The organism is Cupriavidus taiwanensis (genome assembly GCF_900250075.1).
Taxonomy (GTDB): domain Bacteria; phylum Pseudomonadota; class Gammaproteobacteria; order Burkholderiales; family Burkholderiaceae; genus Cupriavidus; species Cupriavidus taiwanensis_C.
In genome coordinates, this window is the sequence record NZ_LT977071.1 from 104,832 (window position 1) to 125,519 (window position 20,688).

The 20,688-nt window shown below is 69.6% G+C and carries 21 protein-coding genes; 3 read left to right on the forward strand and 18 right to left on the reverse strand.

All coding sequences use genetic code 11. The features are described 5' to 3' along the window. Window positions 1-3: 3 nt before the first annotated feature. The 12 genes from CBM2588_RS16910 to CBM2588_RS16965 form a co-directional block, all read right to left on the reverse strand. A complete protein-coding gene (locus tag CBM2588_RS16910) occupies window positions 4-879 on the reverse strand; it encodes an SDR family oxidoreductase (protein WP_115681597.1) in 876 nt (291 codons plus the stop codon). A 129-nt stretch (window positions 880-1,008) separates the two neighbouring features. Next, complete coding sequence (locus CBM2588_RS16915) at window positions 1,009-2,160, reverse strand: acetyl-CoA C-acetyltransferase (protein ID WP_115683628.1); 1,152 nt, start codon at window positions 2,158-2,160, stop codon at window positions 1,009-1,011. Window positions 2,161-2,189: 29 nt separating this feature from the next. Next, window positions 2,190-3,257: an acyl-CoA dehydrogenase family protein gene (locus tag CBM2588_RS16920; RefSeq protein WP_115681598.1), complete on the reverse strand. Its 1,068-nt coding sequence runs from the start codon at window positions 3,255-3,257 to the stop codon at window positions 2,190-2,192. A 19-nt stretch (window positions 3,258-3,276) separates the two neighbouring features. Continuing rightward, entirely contained in the window at window positions 3,277-4,443 is a 1,167-nt protein-coding gene (locus CBM2588_RS16925; RefSeq protein WP_115681599.1) for an acyl-CoA dehydrogenase family protein, read from the reverse strand. After that, a complete protein-coding gene (locus CBM2588_RS16930) occupies window positions 4,433-5,230 on the reverse strand; it encodes an enoyl-CoA hydratase family protein (RefSeq protein ID WP_115681600.1) in 798 nt (265 codons plus the stop codon). The genes CBM2588_RS16925 and CBM2588_RS16930 overlap by 11 nt, the downstream gene beginning before the upstream one ends. A 102-nt stretch (window positions 5,231-5,332) precedes the next feature. Beyond that, entirely contained in the window at window positions 5,333-6,397 is a 1,065-nt protein-coding gene (locus CBM2588_RS16935; protein WP_115683629.1) for an NAD(P)H-dependent flavin oxidoreductase, read from the reverse strand. Between the two features lie 8 nt (window positions 6,398-6,405). Next, complete coding sequence (locus tag CBM2588_RS16940; RefSeq protein WP_115681601.1) at window positions 6,406-7,296, reverse strand: enoyl-CoA hydratase; 891 nt, start codon at window positions 7,294-7,296, stop codon at window positions 6,406-6,408. Between the two features lie 9 nt (window positions 7,297-7,305). After that, the gene (locus CBM2588_RS16945; protein WP_115681602.1) at window positions 7,306-8,106 is read right to left on the reverse strand and encodes a CoA-transferase subunit beta; all 801 of its coding nucleotides are present in this window, start codon (window positions 8,104-8,106) and stop codon (window positions 7,306-7,308) included. Between the two features lie 15 nt (window positions 8,107-8,121). Continuing rightward, complete coding sequence (locus CBM2588_RS16950) at window positions 8,122-9,012, reverse strand: CoA transferase subunit A (RefSeq protein WP_115681603.1); 891 nt, start codon at window positions 9,010-9,012, stop codon at window positions 8,122-8,124. 15 nt (window positions 9,013-9,027) lie between these two features. After that, entirely contained in the window at window positions 9,028-9,924 is an 897-nt protein-coding gene (locus CBM2588_RS16955; protein WP_115681604.1) for a VOC family protein, read from the reverse strand. Window positions 9,925-10,030: 106 nt separating this feature from the next. Beyond that, a complete protein-coding gene (locus tag CBM2588_RS16960) occupies window positions 10,031-10,747 on the reverse strand; it encodes an EthD domain-containing protein (protein WP_115681605.1) in 717 nt (238 codons plus the stop codon). A 207-nt stretch (window positions 10,748-10,954) separates the two neighbouring features. Next, on the reverse strand, window positions 10,955-12,142 hold the full coding sequence (locus CBM2588_RS16965) for a helix-turn-helix transcriptional regulator (protein ID WP_115681606.1): 1,188 nt from the start codon (window positions 12,140-12,142) through the stop codon (window positions 10,955-10,957). A gap of 199 nt (window positions 12,143-12,341) precedes the next feature. Between CBM2588_RS16965 and CBM2588_RS16970 the strand changes: the two genes are divergently transcribed. Together CBM2588_RS16970 and CBM2588_RS16975 are read left to right on the forward strand one after the other, a co-directional pair. Beyond that, window positions 12,342-13,172, forward strand: a complete 831-nt coding sequence (locus CBM2588_RS16970) for an SDR family NAD(P)-dependent oxidoreductase (RefSeq protein ID WP_115681607.1) — start codon at window positions 12,342-12,344, stop codon at window positions 13,170-13,172. Between the two features lie 42 nt (window positions 13,173-13,214). Further along, complete coding sequence (locus tag CBM2588_RS16975) at window positions 13,215-14,114, forward strand: NAD-dependent epimerase/dehydratase family protein (RefSeq protein ID WP_115681608.1); 900 nt, start codon at window positions 13,215-13,217, stop codon at window positions 14,112-14,114. A gap of 44 nt (window positions 14,115-14,158) precedes the next feature. Here CBM2588_RS16975 and CBM2588_RS16980 read toward each other — a convergent pair whose 3' ends face one another. Genes CBM2588_RS16980 through CBM2588_RS16990 form a run of 3 tightly spaced genes read right to left on the reverse strand, consistent with a single transcriptional unit; the run spans window position 14,159 to window position 16,213 of the window. Then, window positions 14,159-14,917: an SDR family oxidoreductase gene (locus CBM2588_RS16980; protein WP_115681609.1), complete on the reverse strand. Its 759-nt coding sequence runs from the start codon at window positions 14,915-14,917 to the stop codon at window positions 14,159-14,161. A 25-nt stretch (window positions 14,918-14,942) separates the two neighbouring features. Then, on the reverse strand, window positions 14,943-15,791 hold the full coding sequence (locus CBM2588_RS16985) for an SDR family NAD(P)-dependent oxidoreductase (RefSeq protein WP_115681610.1): 849 nt from the start codon (window positions 15,789-15,791) through the stop codon (window positions 14,943-14,945). Between the two features lie 2 nt (window positions 15,792-15,793). Next, window positions 15,794-16,213 carry a nuclear transport factor 2 family protein gene (locus CBM2588_RS16990; RefSeq protein WP_115681611.1) on the reverse strand — a complete coding sequence of 140 codons (420 nt, stop codon included), beginning with the start codon at window positions 16,211-16,213 and terminating at the stop codon, window positions 15,794-15,796. A gap of 232 nt (window positions 16,214-16,445) precedes the next feature. Between CBM2588_RS16990 and CBM2588_RS16995 the strand changes: the two genes are divergently transcribed. Beyond that, window positions 16,446-17,312, forward strand: coding sequence for an SDR family NAD(P)-dependent oxidoreductase (locus CBM2588_RS16995; protein WP_115681612.1), 867 nt, complete (start codon window positions 16,446-16,448; stop codon window positions 17,310-17,312). A gap of 193 nt (window positions 17,313-17,505) precedes the next feature. Here CBM2588_RS16995 and CBM2588_RS17000 read toward each other — a convergent pair whose 3' ends face one another. The 3 genes from CBM2588_RS17000 to CBM2588_RS17010 are packed head-to-tail and all read right to left on the reverse strand — an operon-like array spanning window position 17,506 to window position 20,652. Next, window positions 17,506-17,952: a nuclear transport factor 2 family protein gene (locus CBM2588_RS17000; RefSeq protein ID WP_115683630.1), complete on the reverse strand. Its 447-nt coding sequence runs from the start codon at window positions 17,950-17,952 to the stop codon at window positions 17,506-17,508. Window positions 17,953-17,966: 14 nt separating this feature from the next. Continuing rightward, window positions 17,967-19,598 carry a FadD3 family acyl-CoA ligase gene (locus CBM2588_RS17005; RefSeq protein WP_115681613.1) on the reverse strand — a complete coding sequence of 544 codons (1,632 nt, stop codon included), beginning with the start codon at window positions 19,596-19,598 and terminating at the stop codon, window positions 17,967-17,969. A 1-nt stretch (window position 19,599) separates the two neighbouring features. Further along, window positions 19,600-20,652: a ferredoxin--NADP reductase gene (locus CBM2588_RS17010; RefSeq protein ID WP_115681614.1), complete on the reverse strand. Its 1,053-nt coding sequence runs from the start codon at window positions 20,650-20,652 to the stop codon at window positions 19,600-19,602. Window positions 20,653-20,688: the final 36 nt, after the last annotated feature.

The window sequence follows — 20,688 nt, forward strand, 5'->3', positions numbered from 1 at the left end:
CGCTCAGCTGCCGTACACCGCCTGGGGCGGCTGCGCCTGTGCCAGCAGCCCCGCCACGGCCGCACCCACTTCCGCCGGTTGCCAGCGCGCGCCCTTGTCGGCCTTCGGGCCGGTGCGCCAGCCGTCTGCCACCGACACCATGCCGCCGGCCGCCTCGAACATGCGGCCATTGACCTGCGCGGACGCCGCGCTGCCCAGCCACACCACCAGCGGCGCGACGTTGGCCGGATCGTAGTAGTCGAAGCCGCCTTCCGGCGCCTTCATCATGTCGGCGAACACGTCTTCGGTCATGCCGGTGCGAGCAGCCGGCGCCAGCGCATTGGCGGTGATGCCGTAGCGCCCCAGCTCCGCGGCCTGCACCAGCGTCAGCGCGGCGATGCCAGCCTTGGCGGCGGCGTAGTTCGACTGCCCGACCGAGCCTTGCAGGCCCGCGCCGGAACTGGTGTTGATGATGCGTGCGTCGACCGCGCGGCCGGCCTTGGCGGCATCGCGCCAGCGCCGCGCCAGCAGGTTGGCCAGGCAGAAGTGGCCGCGCAGGTGCACGCGCATGACCTCGTCCCAGTCCGCCTCGGTCAGGCTGACGAACATGCGGTCGCGGCAGATGCCGGCGTTGTTGACCAGCACGTGGACCTCGCCATAGGCCGCGACCGCGGCATCGACGATGCGCTGCGCGGTGGCCAGCTGCGTGATGTCGTCATCGCTGGCGAGCGCACTGCCGCCGGCGGCGCGGATCTCGGCGCAGACCGCCTCGGCCGCGTCGCGCCGGATGTCGTTGACGACCACGTTGGCACCCTCGGCGCCGAAGGCCAGCGCATAGGCGCGGCCCAGCCCGCCGCCGGCACCGGTGATGATGACGGTGCGTCCGTCGCAGATACCCATATCCCTACTCCTTGCGATTACGCAAAAATGGCGACCGTCATTCCCGCGCAGGCGGGAAACCAGCGTCTTTCAGGCCATCTGATAGCCGCTAAAAGTCGCTGGGTCCCCGCCTGCGCGGGGACGACAAACTTACAACCGTTCAATAATCGTGACGTTGGCCAGCCCGCCGCCCTCGCACATGGTCTGCAGGCCATAGCGGCCGCCGGTGCGTTCCAGTTCGTGCAGCAGCGTGGTCATCAGGCGCGCGCCGGTGGCACCCAGCGGGTGGCCCAGTGCGATGGCGCCGCCGTTGGGGTTGGTGCGCTCCGGCGCGTAGCCGGTCTCGGCCAGCCACGCCATCGCCACCGAAGCAAACGCTTCGTTGATCTCGACCACGTCGATATCGGCCAGGCGCAGGCCGCTGCGCTCCAGCGCGCGCTTCGTCGCCGGAATCGGGGCGGTCAGCATCCACAGCGGGTCGTCGCCCAGCACGCTCATATGGGCGATGCGCGCGCGCGGCGTCAGGCCGTAGCGCTTGAGCGCGTCCTCCGAAACGATCAGCAGCGCGGCGGCGGCATCGGCGGTCTGGCTGGACACGGCCGCGGTCAGCGAGCTGCCCGGCATCAGTGGCTCCAGCGAAGCCATCTTGGCCAATGTGGTATCCGGGCGCGGGGTCTCGTCATGCTGCACGCCTTCGCAAGCGACGATCTCGCGCGCGAAGCGCCCGTCCTCTCTTGCGGCCGCCGCACGCTGGTGGCTCTCCAGCGCATAGGCCTCCATGGCCTCGCGCGACAGCTTCCAGTGCTCGGCAATGCGCTGCGCGGCGTGGAACTGCGACACCGGCGCAGCGCCGAAGCGCGCCTGCCAGCCCTTGCTGCCCGAGAACGGGTCGGCAAAGCCCAGCGCCTGCCCGGCCAGCATCGCCGACGAGATTGGGATCTGCGTCATGGTCTGCACGCCGCCGGCAATCACCACGTCCTGCGTGCCACTCATCACCGCCTGCGCGGCGAAATGCACGGCCTGCTGCGACGAGCCGCACTGGCGGTCCACCGTCACGCCCGGCACCGTTAGCGGCAGCCCGGCCGCCAGCCAGGCGCTGCGCGCGATATTGCCGGCCAGCGGGCCGATGGTGTCGACGCAGCCAAACACCACGTCGTCATAGTCCTCGGCCGGGATGCCGTTGCGGCGCACCAGCTCGGCCAGCACGAAGCCGCCCAGGTCGGCCCCGTGGACGTGCGACAGTCCGCCCTTGCGGCGCCCGGTGGGTGTGCGCAGGGCATCAACGATATAGGCGTGTTTCATGGTCATTGGTCTCCTTGGGATCGGGTCCTTCAGGCAAAGGTGGCGCCGGCGCCGATCGCGTGCTCGCCGTCCAGGATGTGCGCGCCCAGGCGCGCCTTGTGGAAGGCGCGGTCGCCCCAGCTTCCGGCCAGGGCCCAGGCGCGCTTGGTGAAGATCTGCAGGTCCAGCTCCCAGGTGTAGCCCATCGCGCCATGCACCTGGATCGCCTGCCGCGCCGCGCTCCACGCGCAGCGCGCGGCGGCGACGCGGGCATGCGAGACGTGCAGCCCCGCATGCGGCAGGCCATGCGCCAGCGCGGCGGCGGCACGCAGCAGCACCGGCTTGGCAAACTCCAGCTGGATCGCCACGTCGGCCAGCAGGTGCTTGACCGCCTGGTAGGCGCCGATGGCCTTGCCGAACTGCTTGCGCTGCGCGCTGTAGTCGATCGCCAGGTCCAGCATGCGTTGCGTCAGGCCCAGCTGCTGCGCGGCCACGCCGAGCGCGCTGCGGTTCATCGCCATGTCCCACAAGCCAGTGCCGGCAGCGATCAACTCGGTGTGCGCCGCGGGCGTCCACGCCAGCTCGAACAGCCGGCGCGACGGATCCAGGCCGGTGCGCGCGGTCAGCGTGGCCTGCTCCGGCCGCAGCAGGTGCACGGCGCCTTGATGCGCGCACAGGATGGCGTCGGCGACATGGGCGTCGGCAACGAGCCGCTGCTGCGGATGCGCCACCGCCACGCGGGCATCGCCGGCGGCGATGCGTTCGAGCAGCGTGGCGCAGCGCTCGCGGGTTGCCGCGTCGGGCGCGGCGGCAAGGACATCGCGCAGCAGCCCGGCGGCCACCAGCGCGGTGTCGAGCAGCGGCTCGGGCAACGCGAAATAGCCGCATGCCTGCGCCAGCGGGGCCCATTCAAGCTCGCCCAGCCCCAGCCCGCCCTGCTCCGCCGGCACCATCACGGCGGTCATGCCCTGGTCGGCCAGTTGCCGCCACAGCGCGTCGGAGCGGCCGGTCTCGGTCGCCCACAGCTCGCGCGTCAGTTCCGGCGTCATCTCGGTCATCAGGAAGCGCCGGATCGCCTCGGCAAACTGTTCCTGCTCTTCGGTCAATGCGAAATCCATGTCTATTCCCCGGGTGCCGTCATGCGCGCGGCATGCCGAGCAGGCGCTCGGCGACGATGTTGCGCTGGATCTCGTTGGTGCCGGCATAGATCGGCCCGGCCTGCGCGAACAGGAAGCCATCCAGCCAGTGGCCGAGGGAACCCGGCGGCTGGTCCGCGGGCGCAACCTCGGCGGCCTGCCCAAGGATGGCCAGCGCGGTGTCGTGCATATGGATGTCCAGCTCGGACCAGAACACCTTGTTGGTGCTGGACTCCGCGCCGATGTGGCCGCCCTTTACCAGCCGGCTCGCGGTGGCGTAGGTCGACAGCGTGTAGGCCTCGGCATCCATCCATGCGCGCAGCACCGCTTCGCGCAGCGACGGATCGCGGTCCGCGGCCTCGCGGTTGGCCTGATACAGCCGCACCAGCGCGCGCGCGGTTTCCTGGAACCGGGCGGGCGAACGCAGCATCAGGCCGCGCTCGAAGCCGGCGGTGGCCATCGCCACCTGCCAGCCGGCGCCCTCGGCCGCCAGCCGGTTCTCCACCGGCACGCGCACGTCGTCGAAGAAGATCTCGGCAAAGCCGGTCTGGCCGTTGAGCTGGCGGATCGGCCGCACGGTGATGCCCGGCGTATCGAGCGGCACCAGCACGAAGGTCAGCCCGTGATGGCGCGTCGACGCCGGATCGGTGCGGAACAGGCCGAACAGCCAGTCCGCCCACACCGCGCGCGTCGACCAGATCTTCTGGCCGTTGATCACATAGTCATCGCCGTCGCGGATCGCGCTGCAGCGGATCGCGGCCATGTCGGAGCCGGCGTTGGGCTCGGACCAGCCCTGCGCCCAGATATGATCGCCGGCGGCCATGCGCGGCAGGAAGCGCGCCTTCTGCGCCTCGGTGCCGAATTCCATCAGCGTGGGGCCCAGCAGGAAGATGCCATTCTGGTTGACGCGCATCGGCGCGCCGGCACGCCAGTACTCTTCCTCGAAGATCAGCCACTCGATCAGGTCGCAGCCGCGCCCGCCCAGTGCGGCCGGCCACGTGACCATGCTCCAGCGGCCCTGGTTGAGCGTGGCTTCCCAGGCGCGGTGCTGGGCAAAGCCGGCTTCGGTGTCGAAGCTTCCCAGCGGCGTGCGCGGCACGTGCGCGGCCATCCAGTCGCGCACCTCGGCGCGGAAGGCGTGCTGGGCGTCGGTGTATTCAAGCTGCATCGCCCGCTCCCGCTGCGAAAGAAGCCTCGCGGCCTTCGACAAAGGCGGCGCGCGCCTCGCCGGAATCGGCGCTCATGTACGCCTGCAGCGTGAAGCCCTGCTCCCAGCGGTACTTGTCTTCCAGGTTGCCGTCTTCCACGCCGTTGAGCGCTTCCTTGGCCAGCTGCAGCATGGCCGGGCTCTTGGCCGCGATCTGGCGCGCCAGCGCCATGGCGGCGTCGCGCAGTTCAGCGCGCGGCACCACGCGCTCGACCGCGCCCAGGCGATAGGCTTCGGCGGCGTCGATCATCTCGCCCGTGAAATACATGGCCCGGACCTTCTGCACGCCGAACATGCGCTGCAGGTGCGCGCCGCCGCCCATGGCGCCGCGGTCGATCTCGGGCACGCCAAAGCGCGCGCATTCCGAGGCGACGATGATGTCGGCCGCGCCGCAGATGCCGATGCCGCCGCCCAGCACGAAGCCGTGCACCGTGACGATGACCGGCTTGGGATTGCGGTGCACGGCGCGGAAGGTGGCGTAGTTGCCGGCATTGACGCCGACGATGCGCTCCGGGTGCGCGGCCAGTTCCTTGATGTCGACGCCGGCGCAGAAGCCGCGGCCTTCGCCGCGCAGCACGATCACGCGCACGGCGGGATCGGTGCCGAGGCGGTCGATGGCCGCGGCCAGCGCGTGCCAGCCGGCGTTGTCGAGCGCGTTGACGGGCGGGTGGTCGATCACCAGTTCGGCGATGCCGTCGGCGGTGTCGATGCGGAAGGGAGCCGCGCTTTCTACATGGTCTGCACTCATGGCCTTTGTCTCTATGTACCTACGGTTGTCGTTCCCGCGCAGGCGGGAACCCAGTGACTTCAAAAGACGCTGGATTCCCCGCCAGCGCGGGAATGACGGTGGTTATTGATGTGCCAGCGTCGCAAGCCGCGCCTGTGCCTGCCCGACCATCCCCGCCACGATCTGCTCGCACGACTCGATCGCGCCGATCGCCGCGGCCGCCTGCCCGCTGGGCAGCACGCCCTCATCCGGGCACCCCTCCACCATCGCGCGCTGGATCAGCACCGGCGCGTTGGCGGCCATCAGCGTTTGCGCGGCGCTGTAGTCCTGCTCCCGCATCGCGCGCCAGGCGGTCGCCAGCAGCTGCGTGCTGCGCATGCCGGTGCGGGCCTGCCATTTGCGCGCGGCGGCCAGCGCCAGCCAGGTACGGCGCAGCGGGCCGGCCTTTTCCAGCCCGACCAGCAGGTCGTTGTCGATCATCCGCTGCGGCAGCCCGTCGATCGCCAGCGAGACGCGGATCTGGCCCGGGTCGCGTACCTTGACGTAGCGCTCCAGCGTCTGCGCCGGCACCGGTGACTCGGCCGACATCAGGAAGCGCGTGCCCATGGCCACGCCGGCGGCGCCATAGGCCAGCGCCGCGGCCAGCCCGCGGCCGTCGAAGAAGCCGCCCGCCGCCACCACCGGCACGCTGACGCTGTCCAGCACTTGCGGCAGCAGCAGCGTGGTCGGCGTGCCGCCGGTATGGCCGCCGCCCTCGCCGCCCTGCACCGTGACCACGTCGGCCCCCATCTCCACGGCCTTGGCCGCGTGCCTGGCGGCGCCCACCGTAGGCATGCAGACGATGCCTGCCGCCTTGAGCCGGCCGACCATCTTCGCGTCCGGGCCGCGCCCGTAGCTGACCGCGCGCAGCCGGTGGCGGATCGCCATCTCGATGACCTCGTGCGCGTTGGGCTGGAACATATGGAAGTTGATGCCGAAGGGCCGGTCGCTGAGCGCCTTGACGCGCAGGATTTCGCGCTCGACCTCGCCCGGCGGGATCGTGGCGCCGGCCAGGAAGCCGAAGGCACCCGCGTTGCCGCTGGCGGCGACGAGCTTCGCGTCGGCCACCCATCCCATTGCCGTCTGCACGATCGGATAGCGGCAGCCGAGCAGGTCGCACAGCACGGTGTGCAGGCTGGCGACGTTCATGCCGGGGTTCATGCCTTCTCCTCCCCGCCGGTGCGCTGCGACGCCGCCATCGCGCGCGCGTCGTAGCCGCCCAGCTTGTCGCCGCTGACCAGTTCGTTGTGGGCGTGGGCAAAGTGGTGCCAGGCAAAGACCGCATCCATCGCGCTGCGCTTGCCCTGCAGGTCTTCGACGTGGTTGACCGCCTGCTTGGTCAGCGTCAGGCCCAGGCGCGGCATCTGCGCGACCTTGACGGCCATGCCGTAGACCGTGTCCTCGAGCGCGTCGCGCGGCACCACGCGGTTGACCATGCCCATGCGCTCGGCGCGCTCCGCGCCCATGCGCTCGCCAAGAAACAGGAATTCCTTGGCGATGCGCGGGTGCAGCTCGTACGCATGCGCGAAGTACTCCACGCCCGGGATGCCCATGCGCACCACCGGATCGGCAAAGAAGGCATCGTCGGACGCCACGATCAGGTCGCACACCCAGGCCAGCATCAGCCCGCCGGCGATGCAGGCGCCGTGCACCATGGCGATGGTGGGCTTGGGCAGCTCGCGCCAGCGCCGGCACATGCCCAGGTAGACCTCCTGCTCGCGCGCATAGAGGAACTCGCCGCCGGGCTTGTTGACGTGGTCATACCAGAGCGAGGCGCGCTCGAACGACTCGTTGATGTCGCGCCCCGGCGTGCCGATGTCGTGCCCGGCCGAGAAATGCTTGCCCGCGCCGCGCAGCACGATCACCTTGACCGCGTCGTCGGCGGCGGCGCGCCGGTAGGCCTCGTCCAGCGCATACGTCATCTTCGAGTTCTGCGCGTTGTGGAACTGCGGCCGGTTCATCGTCACCGTGGCGATGCCGTCGGCGACCTGGTAGAGCACCTCGGCGTTCGGGCCGAGGCTGATGGGTTCGATGGCGGTCGATGTCATGGCAGTCTCTCAGGCGCGTCCGGAAGGATTGCCGCGCACGATCGCGGCGCGCAGGTTGTGCGGGTCGAGCTGCGCGATCAGCCGCAGTTCTTCCGGCGTCGGTGCCGCCGTCTCCGGCAGCGCTTCGCCGGGCGGGTTGGCCAGCGCAAAGCCGGTGGCGGCCTGCACCTGCTCCAGGCTGACGCCCGGGTGCAGCGAGCGCACGCGGATGGCATGGTCAGCTCCGCCGAAATCCATCACGCACAGGTCGGTGACGATCACGCGCAGGTCGACGAAGCTGCGCATGCCTTCGATCTGGCGCGCCGGGTTGTAGCCGACGCTGCAGACCATGTCGACTTCGCCGGCCACAAAGGCGCGCGGGCTATGCCCCGGCACGAAGAAGGAATTGGCGTGGTGGATGCTGTTGCCCGGGAAGCCGCGCGCGCCGAGCAGCTGGGTTTTCGGCTGCGCATGCGTGCCGCCCAGGCAGGAGATATTGGCCTGGCCGAAGCGGTCGATCTGCGTCGGCATCACCAGCGCATGGCGGCGCCCGCCCCACAGGCAGTCGAACACGCGCGCATAACCCATCCAGCCGCTTGCGCGCACCTGGTAATCCGGTTCGCGCGGGCCCAGCGGCACCGGCGTTTCCACCAGATAGGCCTCGCCGTCGGTCAGCAGCAGGCCGGGGTTGTGCGCGAGCCGCGCGAGGCCCGCTGCGATGCGCGGGCCGGTGCCGATGCCAGTGGCCAGCACCTCGCCGTCGTCGCGCCAGGCGCGGGCGGCGACGGCGATCATCAGCTCGGCGCGGGTAAATTCATAAGTGGCGCTCACGGTCGCTCCTTGGGATCAAAGTACGGGCAGCGGCAGGTCGTGTACGTGGCCAGGGCCGCCGATGCACGCCAGGTAATGCGCCTCGCTGTCGCCCACCACCTCGTCGCGGTAGGCGCGGAAGCCGTCGTCCGCGTCGGCGCTGGCGCAGTACGACTTCAGCGCCGGCAGGTCCCAGCCATAGGCCGGCGCGCACGAAGTGGGATGGGCGCCCGCCGGCGCGTGCACCACGCCGGTCACCAACGCGCGCTCGAACGGGTTGTTGCGGGCGCGCGCCAGCTCGGTGTCTTCGAGGCGCGGGTGCAGCGTTTCGCAGCTGACATAGCAGCGCTGCGCGGCGCGCGCGAACCACTCATCGAAGAACGGATCGGGGCCGTCGATGCGGGTGTTGCCCAGCACATCGCTTTGGTTCACGTGCAGCAGCGCCGCATCCAGCGGAATCGCCGGCATCGCCAGCAGCACCTCGCCATCGTCGTACGGCGACCGGACGGTCTTCAGGTGCGGGTTGCGGTCGAGCACGTCGGTGCCCAGCGCGGCGCGCGTCGGCAGGAACGGCAGGCGCGCGGCGGCCGCGCGCAGCCCCAGCTGCAGCATGCCTTCGTCCAGCTCGGTCACCTCCAGCAGGCCGCGCTCGCGCGCCTGGCGGAAGTACGGCTCGAGCGGGATCACGTCGAGCGAGACAAAGCCGAACACCAGCCGGCTCACCTTGCCGGCCGCGCACAGCATGCCCACCTCGGGGCCGCCATAGGCCACCACGGTCAGGTCTTTCAGCGGCGAGCGCAGGATCTCGCGCACCAGCGCCATGGGCTTGCGGCGCGGGCCCCAGCCGCCGATGCCGATGGTCATGCCGTCGGCGAGCTGGCCGACCACGTCGGCCGCGCTCATGGTCTTGTCGATGGTCTTGTTCATAGGTCTGTGCCGCGCTTAGCGGTATCCGATGCTGAAGTCATGGCCCCACAGGCTGACCCGCGTGGCCTCGTAGGCGGCGTGGCGGCTCCAGTCCACCTCCAGCCCGCCGTGCCCGAACTCGAGGTCGAAGCCGCCGGGGGTCTTCATGTAGAAGGAAGTCATGCGGTCATTGCAGTGCTGCCCCAGCGTGGCCGACAGCTTCACGCCGTGCTGCTGCACGCGGTCCAGCGCGCGGCCCACCTCAGCCATGTCGGGCACCTCGGCCATCACGTGGATGCAGCCGGCTTCGGACGGCATCTCGAAGATCGCCAGGCTGTGGTGGCGCGCATTGGCGCAATGCAGGAAGTGGATGCGCTTTTCCGGCTCGTTGGGATCGCTGGTGAAGCGCACGCGGTAGATGTCCGACAGGCCGAAGCCCATCACGTCGCGCAGGAACGCATAGGTCTGGTCGAAGACCGGCGCCGGCAGTACGGTATGGCCGGCGCCCATCGGGTCGGTGATGAAGCGCGGCACGCCGACCGGCGAGACGAAGCGCAGGAAATCGGAACGCATGCCCCACGAGACCTCGTGGCGGTTGCCGGACGGATCGGCAAACCAGGCCATCGCCTGCACGCGGCGCTGCGCGAGTTCCGCGGGGCTGGCCTGCACGACTTCGACCTGGGCCTGGCGCAGCGTCTCGAGCGCATGGCGATAGGCGGCCTCGTCGGCCAGCTCCCAACCGGATGCCAGGTAGCGGTCGCGCGCACCCGGCACCACCAGGTAGCGGTAGTCGCGTTCATCCATCTTCACGTAGAGCGCACCGCCGGGGGCGCCGGCGCAGGTCATGCCGAGCACCTGCTCCGCATAGTGACGCCATTGCCCCAGGTCGGTGGACTCGACCACGATATAGCCAAGCGCACGGATATCCAACATGCGGGTCTCCTCAGGTTCGTTGCCACTGCTGGCTGATGAGACCTATTCTTCCGCGCGCGGCTATCCGGCACATCGTCCAGTGGGACTAGCCGATCCAGGTCCGGATTCAGGCGCCGACGGGGCGGACGATGTACTGGCTGGTGGGGACCACGTCGATCTTGTCGAAGTCGATGAAACGCTGGCAGCTCGCCATCATGGCCTGGAGGTTGCGCTGGAATTTCTCTTCGTTGCCGACCGCGTCGAAGAACGCCTGCGGGTCGGTCATGGCCGCGTCGGGAAAGCACTCCTCGACGATGGCGTCGCAAGGTGGCGCAGCGTAGGTTAGCGGTCGCACCACCACATTCTGCACATAGAGGAAGTTGTCCTGGGTCTCGACCGCCACCTGAGTGTGGTGGTTGTGCCAGATGTCCAGCCACGCCTGCGGCGTGAGGCGGGGCGGCCGCGTCAGGAACGCCAGCTGCGCAAAGCCGGGCGTGCGCTCGCCCGCCGCGGCCGGGAAGCGCGTATTGCGGATCGGCTGGGACTCGGTCACGAGGTAGCCGGCCATGCGGCCGGCCGCTGCCTCGAGCGCCTGGTCGTACGGCTGGCGCAGGCGGTCGACCGCGCTGTCCATCCAGACCGAGACCAGCCCTTCCATCTGCGGGCGGGTGTTGGCCTGGCGCAGGCCCGCGGCAGGCAGTACGGCGTCATCGGCCACGTTGACCTGCAGTCCGCGTGCGCCCAGTGCCAGCAGCTTGTCCGCGAGTGCCGTGCGCAGCCGGTGCGCGAATTCCGCCGGCTCGGTCCGCGGATCGCGCCAGACGATATAAATGACTTTCTCCATGCTCCACGCTCCCTGATACAGGTGCCGGCCGTAGCCGGACGGGTTGAAGCGTGCGCGGAACAGGAACGGGCGCGGACCGCATGCATTGCCGTATCCGCCTGACGTGCCATCTGTTTGCCGCGCCCGCTGGTCCTGTGCATGCTAGGCGAGACGATGGCGGTGCTCATCCTCCGATCGGACTAGAGGGATGTTGTGCCGCGTTGGCGCTCAGCCGAGCGTCACCACGCTGCTCAGCAGCATGCGCACCAGCGTCGCCTGCCGCGTCACGCCGGTCTTGGAGAAGATCGCGCGCAGGTGGGCGCGCACCGTGTTCTTGCTGGTGCCCAGGGCCTCGGCGGCTTCGTCGAGCGTCATGCCGTCGGCAAGCACCAGCGCCAGGGCGGTTTCGGCGGGAGTGAGGTCGAACAGTTTGCGCACCACCTCGTACGAGGCGCGCGACTTGCGCTCGGGATCGCGGATAAAGACCGCGCAGGCGGGCCGATGGCGGTTTTCTTCCGACCATTCGCTGAGCGGAATGGTGCGAATCAGCACGCCGAGCTTGCCGCGCCCCGACGGGCGCGTGATCGACATGGCCTCCGCCAGCGCCGGCTCGCTGCCGTGGTGTCCCAGTTGCGCGCGCCGCAGCAGGTACTGGAACTTGCGGCTTTCGTGGGCGTAGGCAATCTCGAAGGTATTCCCGTTGAGGCGGATGCCGTCGTTCTGCGCAAGGATTTCCTCGGCCTCGGCATTCCTCTTCAGAACCGCGCCGGCGGCGTCGAGGATCACCATGCCCACCAGCATGCGGTCGATCGCGCCCGCGTAGAGCGAGCGCTCCGATTCCACCACATCGAGGCGGGAATGCAGCCGGATCGCGCGCTTCAGGTGAGGCAGGATGGCGGCGCAGGTGGTCTTGTCCGCTGCGGAGAAGTCCTGCGTGTCGTGCTGCCGGCAAATGCGCAGGCGGCACTCGACACCATCCTCGGTACGGATGTCCGCACCGAGCAGGTAGCGGATGCCGAGCGGCTGCAGGAACTGGCGGAAGATCTCGCTGCGGCACCAGTTGCCGGCACCCAGCGCCTCGTCGACCGTCACCGCCCGCTCGGTGGGCAGATTGATGAAGGGATCGATCGCGTAGTAGTAGCTGTTGTAGGAAGCCTCGGCCTCCAGCGAGGTGCCGTGCGCCGAAGCATGCACGGCCAGGCCGCTGCGGTCGCTGGCAGGCGAACGCAGGATGAAGCTCACATAGCTGGCACCGAGTTGCTGGCGCAGCATCTCGAGGGCGTGGCCCCACGGCACGGGCTCCATCGGTCCTTCATAGACCGCGGCCAGCAGCGCGCTGAATTCCGTGACGCTCAGGCCTGTTGGCACAGGCAAGGGCGACGCCACTTCCCGCGCCTCAACGGTCGCCATCCACATTCTCTGTCTCCTGGTTGCACACCACTGTGCATGCCTGCCGGCGCTCTGCGGCACCTGGGGCAGCGCAATTATAGGGACGCTGTCCGCCGATGCGCGGCCCTCGGTGTTTTCCCTGACCTGCAATCGGACGATGTCGGGCCCGCGCCGGGCCTTTCCAATGACTGCATTCCCGCAGTGCAACCCAAGGAGAACAAGCGAGATGAATTTCACCGACAAGTGCGTGCTGGTCACCGGCGGCGGCGCCGGGATCGGGCTCGCCACCGCGCAGGCCTTTCTGGAACAGGGTGCATGCGTGGCGGTCATGGAGATCGATGCGCAACGCGCCGACCATGCCCGCGCACTGCTGGCAAAGCCCGGCGCCGAGGTGCTGGTGTTACAGGGTGACGCTGCCGACCCGGCCACTGTGCGCGAACTCGGCGCGCAGATCGAACAGCGGTTCGGACGGCTCGACATCTTGGTCAACAACGTCGGCGATTTCCTTCGCATCGCCAAGCCGTTCGAGGACTACACCGACGGCGAGATCGCCAGCCTCTACGCAGCCAATCTCGGCCACATCTTCACCGTCACGCGCGCCATGCTGCCGCTGCTGCGGCGCAGCGGCGCGGGCAACATCGTCAGCGTCTCGTCGATCGAGGCCTTCCGCGGCATTCCGTACTGCAGCGTCTACGGCGCCTTCAAGGCTGCCATCACCGGTTTCACGCAGAGCCTGGCGCTGGAACTGGCGCCGGCGGGCATCCGCGTCAACCTGATCGCCCCCGAGACTACCGAAACCCCGCAGGTTCCCGTGTCGCAGATGGTCGCGGCCGAACACCGGCACCATATCCCGCGCTGGATCCCGCTGGGCCGCTTCGGCACGCCTCAGGACATTGCCGACGGCATCCTGTTCCTGGCCAGCCCACGCGCTGCCTGGATCACCGGCACGGCCCTGCATGTCAACGGCGGCGCCCTGGCCGCCGCCGGCTGGTACCGCGACCCCAACGGGGCGTGGACCAACATGCCAGTCATCGCCGGTAACGGTATGAACCTCTGATGGCCGCACTCCGCGGCCACCCCACCCAGCAAGGAGACAAGGATGAAGATACTGATCGTCGGCGGCACCGGCATGATCGGGGGCCACGCGGCCCTGCACCTGCGCCGCCGCGGCAACGATGTCACCATCGCGGGACGCAACCGCCCCGCCGCCGGCACGCCGCTGGGCGAGCTGGACTTCCTGCGCTGCGATTACATCGCCAATGACCTGCCCGCGGCGCGGCTAGGTGCCTTCGACGCGCTGGTGTTCGCCGCCGGCAACGATGTGCGCCACGTCCCGCCCGGCGGCGACGAAGCGGCGCACTGGGAGCGCGCCAACGTCGAAGGCGTGCCGCGCTTCTTCCGCACGGCGCGCGATGCCGGCATCCGGACCGCGGTGCATGTCGGCAGCTTCTACCCGCAGGCGGCGCCGCGCCTGGCCGAGGACAACGCCTATATCCGCTCGCGCAAGCTGGCCGACGAAGGCGTGCGGGCCCTGGCCACGGATGCCTTCCGCGTCAGCAGCGTCAATGCCCCGTTCGTCGTCGGCACGGTGCCGGGCCTGACCGTGCCCATGTTCAAGGCCTATACCGACTATGCCAAGGGCGGCTTTGCGCCGATGCCGGAGTTCGCCCCGCCGGGCGGTGTCAATTTCATCTCGGCCAGGTCGCTGTCGGAAGCAATCGAAGGTGCCCTGCTGCGGGGCGAGAACGGCAAGGCTTATCTCGTCGGCGACGAGAACCTGACCTTCCAGGACTACTTCGGCGCATTCTTCCGCGATGCCGGCCGCCCGGTTCCACCGGTCATCGACCAGGAGCATCCGCTGCTGCCGGACTCGGCGATCTGCTTTGGCCGGGGCAACACGCTCTACTACGAGCCGGACGCGGCCGAAACCGCCCTGCTCGGCTATCGCCGCCGCGACATCCTGCGCACGGTCAGCGAGATCGTCGCGCAGTACCGCTAAAGGTCGGCACGGCGGCCCGCGCGTGCAGGCCGCCGTGGCCGGGCCTACAGCCCCGAGATCAGCTGTGCGTTATCGATTCGCAGCTCCGCGCCATTGATGAAGCGCGAGGCGTCCGAAGCCAGGAACAGCACCAGCTTGGCCACATCCTCCGGCTGGCACATGCGTGCCATCGGATCCGTGCCGATACCCAGCGCCGCCGCATCCAGGTCAGGCACCAGCGCCTGCGTCATCGGCGTCCAGATGCCGTCGGGGTGGATCGAATTGCAGCGGATGCGGTAGCCGTTGCGCTTGCAATGCACGGCCACGCTGCGCGTCAGCGCGGTCACGGCCCCTTTCGCGCCACTGTACGCGCACATCATCGGCAGCCCGCCCAGCGCCGCCACTGACGACATCACCACGATCGAGCCGCCGGCCGGGTTGTCCTTCATGGCCTGCACGCCGAACCTGCAACCGAGGAAATAGCCATCGGCATTGACGCGCATGACCTGGCGCCAGGTGTCGAGCGAGGTGTCCTCGATCGAACCCAGCGGGCAAATGGCCGCATTGTTGACCAGCACGTCGAGCCGGCCGAAGCGGTCCTGCGCGGCGGCCATGACTTTGCGCCAGTCGTCTTCACTGGCGATGTCGTGACGTACAAACCGTGCCGCATCGCCGATCTCGCGGGCCAGTGCCTGCCCGGCCTCTTCGTTCACATCGCCGAGCACCACGCGTGCGCCCTCGGCCGCCAGCAGCAGCGCGTCGGCGCGCCCTACCCCGCTGGCCGCGCCGGTAACCAGCGCGACCTTGCCCTTGACTTGATGCATTGCCTCTCTCCTTGGATGGCTCGTTTCAGGTGGCGTCGGGAATGCTGCCGGCCAGCACCGCGCGCAGCGCCGCGTCGCCATACACGCCCGCCACGGCCTCATCGAGCAGGGGATTGCCGCGCAGCTCGCTGCCGCCATCGACGGCAAGGCTCTGGCCGGTGACCCAGCCCGATTCCGGCCCGGCCAGGTAGCGCACCGCGCTGGCGATGTCGTCCGGCTCGCCGGCGCGGCCCAACGGCATCTGCGCGACGAACTTGCCGAGCACGGCCGGGTTGTCGAACAGCGGCCCGCTCGCCCCGGTGCGGGTCAGTCCCGGCCGCACCGCATTGACGCGGATGCCGCATCCGGCCAGTTCCTCCGCGGCCGCGCGCACCAGTGCATCCAGGCCAGCCTTGGCCGCGCAGTAGGCCGAGAGCCAGCGGCAGGTCATGCGCGCCGCGTTCGACGAGATGCAAACGATCGCGCCACCGTGCGGCGCCATCAACGGCGAGGCGTGGCGGATCGCCAGGAAGGCGCTGGCGATGTTCAGCTCCAGTTCCGCCATCAGCGACGCGGCATCGTGCATCAGCAGCGGACGAAAGCCGCCGCCGCCGACTGTCGCCACGACCATGTCGAGACGGCGCCCCAGCGCCCACGCCTGCTGCAGCGCGGCCTGCACGTCATCCTCGCGGCATGCGTCGCCGACGCTGATTTCAACCGTGGCGCCGGCCACTTGCTCGCGCAAGCTGTGCCGTGCCGCTTCCAGCGCTTCGCGCCGCCGCCCCATCAGGACTACCGCCGCGCCATCGCGCAGCAGCGCCAGCGCGCTGGCCGCGCCGATGCCACCCGCCCCGCCGGTAACAAGCGCCGTCTTGCCTTCGAGTACGCGGGTCATGGTCACGCCCCCCGCAGCGGCAGGTCCTGCGTCCAGTCGACCACCAGCTCGCGCGCTGCAAAGCGCCACCGGCCCTGCCAGCGCTCAAGGCGGTCCTGGTAACGGATGCCCCAGTCCAGCTTGCGCTGCACCCCGTCCTGTTCATACAGGTGGTTGGCCACGCAATAGGTTTCCGCGGTCGCGGCATCGCCAGCGAGCACCACCGTTTGCTGGTGCAGGTGGTGCTGCGTCGCGCGGTACTGGCCGAGCGCAGCCATGCCATCAACGATGGCTTGCGCGCCGTCCAGGCGGAAGCCCGGCCCGCTCAGCCATGCATCCGGGCTGAACAGTTCCGCCAGGCTAGGGAAATCGCGCCGGTCCACTGCCTGCGCGTAGCGGCAGGTCAGCGCGTGAATGGCTTGCTTGTGCTCCAGTTCGGACATGGCCAGGCTCACTCCTTGGTTGTGACCGGCGGCGCCGGTGCGGCACCCTGCCGGTGGTTGGGATGGCGAATATCGTCGGCCTTGCCGCAGCGGTGGCCATCGTCCGCCTGGGGTAGCCGGCCGTGGCGCCGCTTAGTCCGAACGAAGGATGTTCCGGGGCCATGCCCGCCCCAAGCTTCCGTAGCGCGGGCAGCCACTGCGGCGTCCGCATATCACCAGACAGGAGACAGACATGAAGCACGCGGAACAGGCCATCGTCGCGGTCGTCACGGGCGGCTCGCGCGGGGCCGGCAAGGGCATCGCGCTGGCGCTCGGCGCAGCTGGCGCCACGGTGTACGTGACCGGGCGCACGGAACAGGAAGGCAGCGCGCCGCTTCCCGGCACCATCCACGCCACCGCGCGCGAGATCGATGCGCTCGGCGGGCGCGGCATCGCGGTCGCCTGCGACCATGGCGACGACGGCCAGGTCGCGGCGCTATTCCGCCGCGTGCACGAAGAGACGGGACGGCTGGACATCCTGGTCAACAACGCCACCTTCCTGCATGACCAGCTGATCCAGCCGGGGCCGTTCTGGCAGAAGCCGCTGGAGATGGCCGGCATCCTCGACGTGGGGCTGCGTTCCGGCTATGTCGCCAGCTGGCACGCCGCGCCGGTGATGGCGGCGCAGGGACGCGGGCTGATCGTGTTCACCTCGTCCTTCGGCGCCAACTGCTATATGCATGGGCCGGCCTACGGCGCGCAAAAGGCCGGCATCGACAAGTTCGCGCACGACATGGCGGTGGACCTGCGGCCGTACGGCGTGGCCGCGGTGTCGCTGTGGATGGGCCCGCTGCGCACCGCGCGCACGCTGCGGGTATGGGAGGAGCATCCGGACAAGTACGCGGCATTCGCGCCGGTGGCGGAGACGCCGGAGTTCACGGGGCGCATCATCGACGCGCTATACCGGGATCCGGTGCTGATGGAGAAGTCCGGGCAGGTGCTGATCGGCGCGGAAGCGGCGCTGGCCTATGGCATCGTCGACGCGGAAGGCGTGCAGCCGCCGTCGTACCGGGAGGCGCTGGGCGGCCCGCCGGCGGTGCATCCGGCGATCGTGGAATAGGGTTGGATCTGCGGGCCCATCGGCGCTTGCCACCACCCCTCGCATACGCTCCCCTCTCCCGCCTGCGGGAGAGGGGAGGGGGAGAGTGCAAGAGCTTCAACTAAGTGAACCCATACCGTTCTTGCCATACGCCTGCCCTCTCCCCCGGCCCCTCTCCCGCAAGCGGGAGAGGGGAGCAAACAAGCGCGGCCTCCTACCGTCCCTGTGACAACAACCCCGTCGTAAACACCGTCGACCGGATCATCCACTCCCCATCAGCCCGCACATACTCATCCGCATAGCGCCCGGTCAAGAACGTACGCGAACCACTGGCATCATCCAGCGCCAGGTAGGCCAGATCCCAGCTGCCCTGCGCCAGATTGTCATCCAGCACACGGATATCCCCCTGCCCCGCGAAATGCATCTCCCGCAGCGTAGGCCGGCAGGCCAGTTCGGCAAAGCACTGCACCAGCGCATCGCGGCCCGCGAACGTCCCGATCCGGTCATAGTGGATATGCGCCCCGTCGGCAACAAAGCACGCCCGCATGGCCTCGGGGTCCTTGTCGTCGCAGGCGCGCAGGTAGCGCAGCTTGAGCGCCCGGATCGCATCGGCGGCCTCGAGCCGGTCCAGCCGTTCGGCAAGCGACTTCATGTCCGTCATGTCGTGTTCCCCCATCACGATGCCCGCAACTGGTACTTGAGCACCTTGCCCGCCGCACTGACCGGCAACGAGCTCACGAACAGCACCTCGCGCGGCACCTTGTAGTTGGCCATATGCCGGCGCGCCCAGGCGATCAGCGTTTCGGCGTCGACGCGCGCGCCGTGGCGCAGCACCACGTAGGCGCGGCCGACCTCGCCAAGGCGGTCGTGCGGCATGCCCACCACCGCCACCTGGGCCACTGCCGGATGCGCCACCAGCAGCTTCTCCACCTCGGCCGGATAGCAGTTGAAGCCGCCGACGATAAACATGTCCTTCATGCGGTCGGTGATGCGCAGGTAGCCGCGCGCGTCCAGGGTGCCCACGTCGCCGGTATGCAGCCAGCCGTCGCCGTCGATGGCTTCGGCCGTCGCTTCGGGCAGGCCGAAATAGCCCTGCATCACGTTGTAGCCGCGCACCAGCACTTCGCCCGGCTCGCCGGTGGGCACCGGCTGCCCCTGGGCGTCGATGCAGCGGATCTCGATGCCCGGCATCGCGCGGCCGGAAGTGCCGGCAACGGTATCGGCGTCGTCGCCGGCGCGCGTCAGCGTGGCGAAGCCGCACGACTCGGTCAGGCCGTAGCCGGTGATGATGGTATCGAAGCCGAGTTCGTCGCGCATGCGCTGGATCAGCGCCGGCGCGATCGCGGAGGCGCCGGTCACCGCCACGCGCAGCGAAGACAGGTCGAACTCGCGCAGGCGCGGCGCGTTCAGCAGGGTCTGGTACAGCGTGGGCGGGCCGGGCAGCACCGTGATGCCTTCGTTCTCCACGCGCGTCATCACAGCCTCGGCGTCGAACACCAGGTGGGGCAGCACCGTGGCGCCGCGCGACAGCGCCGCCAGCCATCCGGCCTTGTAGCCGAACGTATGGAAGAACGGATTGACGATCAGGTAGCGGTCCCCCGCCCGCACGCCGGTGATGGCGGCCCAGCTGTCGATGGCGCGCAGGTTCTGCGCATGCGCCGTCATCACGCCCTTGGGCCGGCCGGTGGTGCCGGAGGTGAACATGATGTCCATCGGCGTGTCGCCGCCCACGCCGGCCTCGCGCGCGGCAAACGCCGCCATGTCGGTGCGCGGCGCCTGCGCGAGGAAATCGTCCCATGCCAGCTCGTCGGCGCCGGCGGTCCGTCCCTGCCCCGGCCGCAGGATCACCAGCCGCTCCAGCGTGGCGGGCCGATGCGGCGCCAGCATCTGCGGATAGCTTTCGCCAAGGAAGCCGTCGACGCAGAACAGCAGCCGCGCGCCGCTGTCGGCCAGCACCGCGCCGGCTTCGGCCCCTTTCATGCGCGTATTGAGCGGCACCAGCGCCGCGCCCACGCTGTGCGTGGCCAGCGCCGCGATAATCCACTCGGAGAAGTTGGGCGCCCACAGGGCGACGCGGTCGCCGGGCTGCACGCCGAGCGCCATCAGCCCGCGCGCCGCCTGGATCCGGCTGTCGTCGAGCGCGGCGTAGCTCAGGCGCAGCCCGTCTTCCTGGATGGCGATGCGCTCGCCGTGGCGGCTGGCCGCGCGCCGCAGCAGCGCGGGAATGGTCTCGGCAATGCTGTCGTTGGCCGCGGCTTCGATGCCGGCCGGTGCCACAATGGCGTCGAGGGTGTCAGATGGAGTCATGTCAATCCGGGAACTTCAGGTGGATCTCGCTGCTGGCCGGGCGCGCCTGGCAGGCCAGGGTCCAGCCCGCATCCAGGTCGGCGCGGTCGAGCACATGGTTTTCGCCGAGCGTCACATCGCCCTGCGTCACCTGGCACATGCAGGCGCCGCACAGGCCGGCGCGGCAGGAACTGGGCGCGGCCACGCCGGCGCGCTGCAGCGCGTCGAGCACGGTTTCGTCGGGGCTCACGCTGACCTGATGGGTGGCGCCATCCAGCTGCACGGTGAGCGCGGCGCCGCGCATCGCGGGGGCGGCGCGGCCGGCATCGGGTACCACGGTGGCCGCGGCCGCTGCCGCCGGCGCATTGGGCAGCGATACGAAGCGCTCCACGTGCAACTGCGCACGCGGCACGCCCAGCGCCTGCAGCGCGGCCTGGGCGCCGTCCATGAAGGGCCCGGGCCCGCACACAAAGCACTGCGCCATGCTCCACGGCCGCACCAGTTCCTCGATCTGGCGCTGCGTGGGCGGGCCCTGCACGCTGTCGAGCCAGTGGATCACGCGCAGGCGGCCGGGATGGCTGCGCGCCAGTTCCGCCAGCGCCTCGCGGAAGATGATGGAATGCTCGTCGCGGTTGGCATACACCAGCGTGACCGCGCCGCGCCCGTGCCGCAGCGCCGCCTTGGCGATCGACAGCACCGGCGTGATGCCGCTGCCGCCGGCCAGCAGCAGGAAATCGCCCTGCAGCGCGGGCGGCGTGAACACGCCGGCGGGTGGCATTGCCTCGATCGTGTCGCCGGCGCCGAGATGGTCGCAGATCCAGTTCGAGACGCGCCCGCTCTGCACGCGCTTGACGGTCACGCGCAGCGCGCCGTCCACGCCCGGCGTGCTGGACAGCGAATAGCAACGCTGCAGCGGCACGCCGTCGACCGGCACGCGCAGCGTCAGGAACTGGCCCGGGCGGTAGGCGAAGGTCTCGCGCAGCCCATCCGGCAACGCGAATACCAGTGAATGCGCCTGGTCCGTCTCCGCGACCACTTCGGCAATCTGCAGCCGATGGAATTGCACTGGCGCCATGATGTCCTTGTTTCGTCGTTGCTTCCCGGCGCGCGC

Coding starts and splice junctions, on each gene's coding strand:
- CBM2588_RS16970 (WP_115681607.1), top strand. CDS start 12,342: ATGAATTTCACCGACAAGTGCGTGCTGGTCACCGGCGGCGGCGCCGGG.
- CBM2588_RS16995 (WP_115681612.1), top strand. CDS start 16,446: ATGAAGCACGCGGAACAGGCCATCGTCGCGGTCGTCACGGGCGGCTCG.
- CBM2588_RS16950 (WP_115681603.1), bottom strand. CDS start 9,012: ATGAACAAGACCATCGACAAGACCATGAGCGCGGCCGACGTGGTCGGC.
- CBM2588_RS16910 (WP_115681597.1), bottom strand. CDS start 879: ATGGGTATCTGCGACGGACGCACCGTCATCATCACCGGTGCCGGCGGC.
- CBM2588_RS16955 (WP_115681604.1), bottom strand. CDS start 9,924: ATGTTGGATATCCGTGCGCTTGGCTATATCGTGGTCGAGTCCACCGAC.
- CBM2588_RS16940 (WP_115681601.1), bottom strand. CDS start 7,296: ATGACATCGACCGCCATCGAACCCATCAGCCTCGGCCCGAACGCCGAG.
- CBM2588_RS16920 (WP_115681598.1), bottom strand. CDS start 3,257: ATGGATTTCGCATTGACCGAAGAGCAGGAACAGTTTGCCGAGGCGATC.
- CBM2588_RS16915 (WP_115683628.1), bottom strand. CDS start 2,160: ATGAAACACGCCTATATCGTTGATGCCCTGCGCACACCCACCGGGCGC.
- CBM2588_RS17005 (WP_115681613.1), bottom strand. CDS start 19,598: ATGACTCCATCTGACACCCTCGACGCCATTGTGGCACCGGCCGGCATC.
- CBM2588_RS16965 (WP_115681606.1), bottom strand. CDS start 12,142: ATGTGGATGGCGACCGTTGAGGCGCGGGAAGTGGCGTCGCCCTTGCCT.
- CBM2588_RS16930 (WP_115681600.1), bottom strand. CDS start 5,230: ATGAGTGCAGACCATGTAGAAAGCGCGGCTCCCTTCCGCATCGACACC.
- CBM2588_RS16985 (WP_115681610.1), bottom strand. CDS start 15,791: ATGACCCGCGTACTCGAAGGCAAGACGGCGCTTGTTACCGGCGGGGCG.
- CBM2588_RS16960 (WP_115681605.1), bottom strand. CDS start 10,747: ATGGAGAAAGTCATTTATATCGTCTGGCGCGATCCGCGGACCGAGCCG.
- CBM2588_RS16935 (WP_115683629.1), bottom strand. CDS start 6,397: ATGAACGTCGCCAGCCTGCACACCGTGCTGTGCGACCTGCTCGGCTGC.
- CBM2588_RS16980 (WP_115681609.1), bottom strand. CDS start 14,917: ATGCATCAAGTCAAGGGCAAGGTCGCGCTGGTTACCGGCGCGGCCAGC.
- CBM2588_RS16990 (WP_115681611.1), bottom strand. CDS start 16,213: ATGTCCGAACTGGAGCACAAGCAAGCCATTCACGCGCTGACCTGCCGC.
- CBM2588_RS17000 (WP_115683630.1), bottom strand. CDS start 17,952: ATGACGGACATGAAGTCGCTTGCCGAACGGCTGGACCGGCTCGAGGCC.
- CBM2588_RS17010 (WP_115681614.1), bottom strand. CDS start 20,652: ATGGCGCCAGTGCAATTCCATCGGCTGCAGATTGCCGAAGTGGTCGCG.
- CBM2588_RS16925 (WP_115681599.1), bottom strand. CDS start 4,443: ATGCAGCTTGAATACACCGACGCCCAGCACGCCTTCCGCGCCGAGGTG.
- CBM2588_RS16975 (WP_115681608.1), top strand. CDS start 13,215: ATGAAGATACTGATCGTCGGCGGCACCGGCATGATCGGGGGCCACGCG.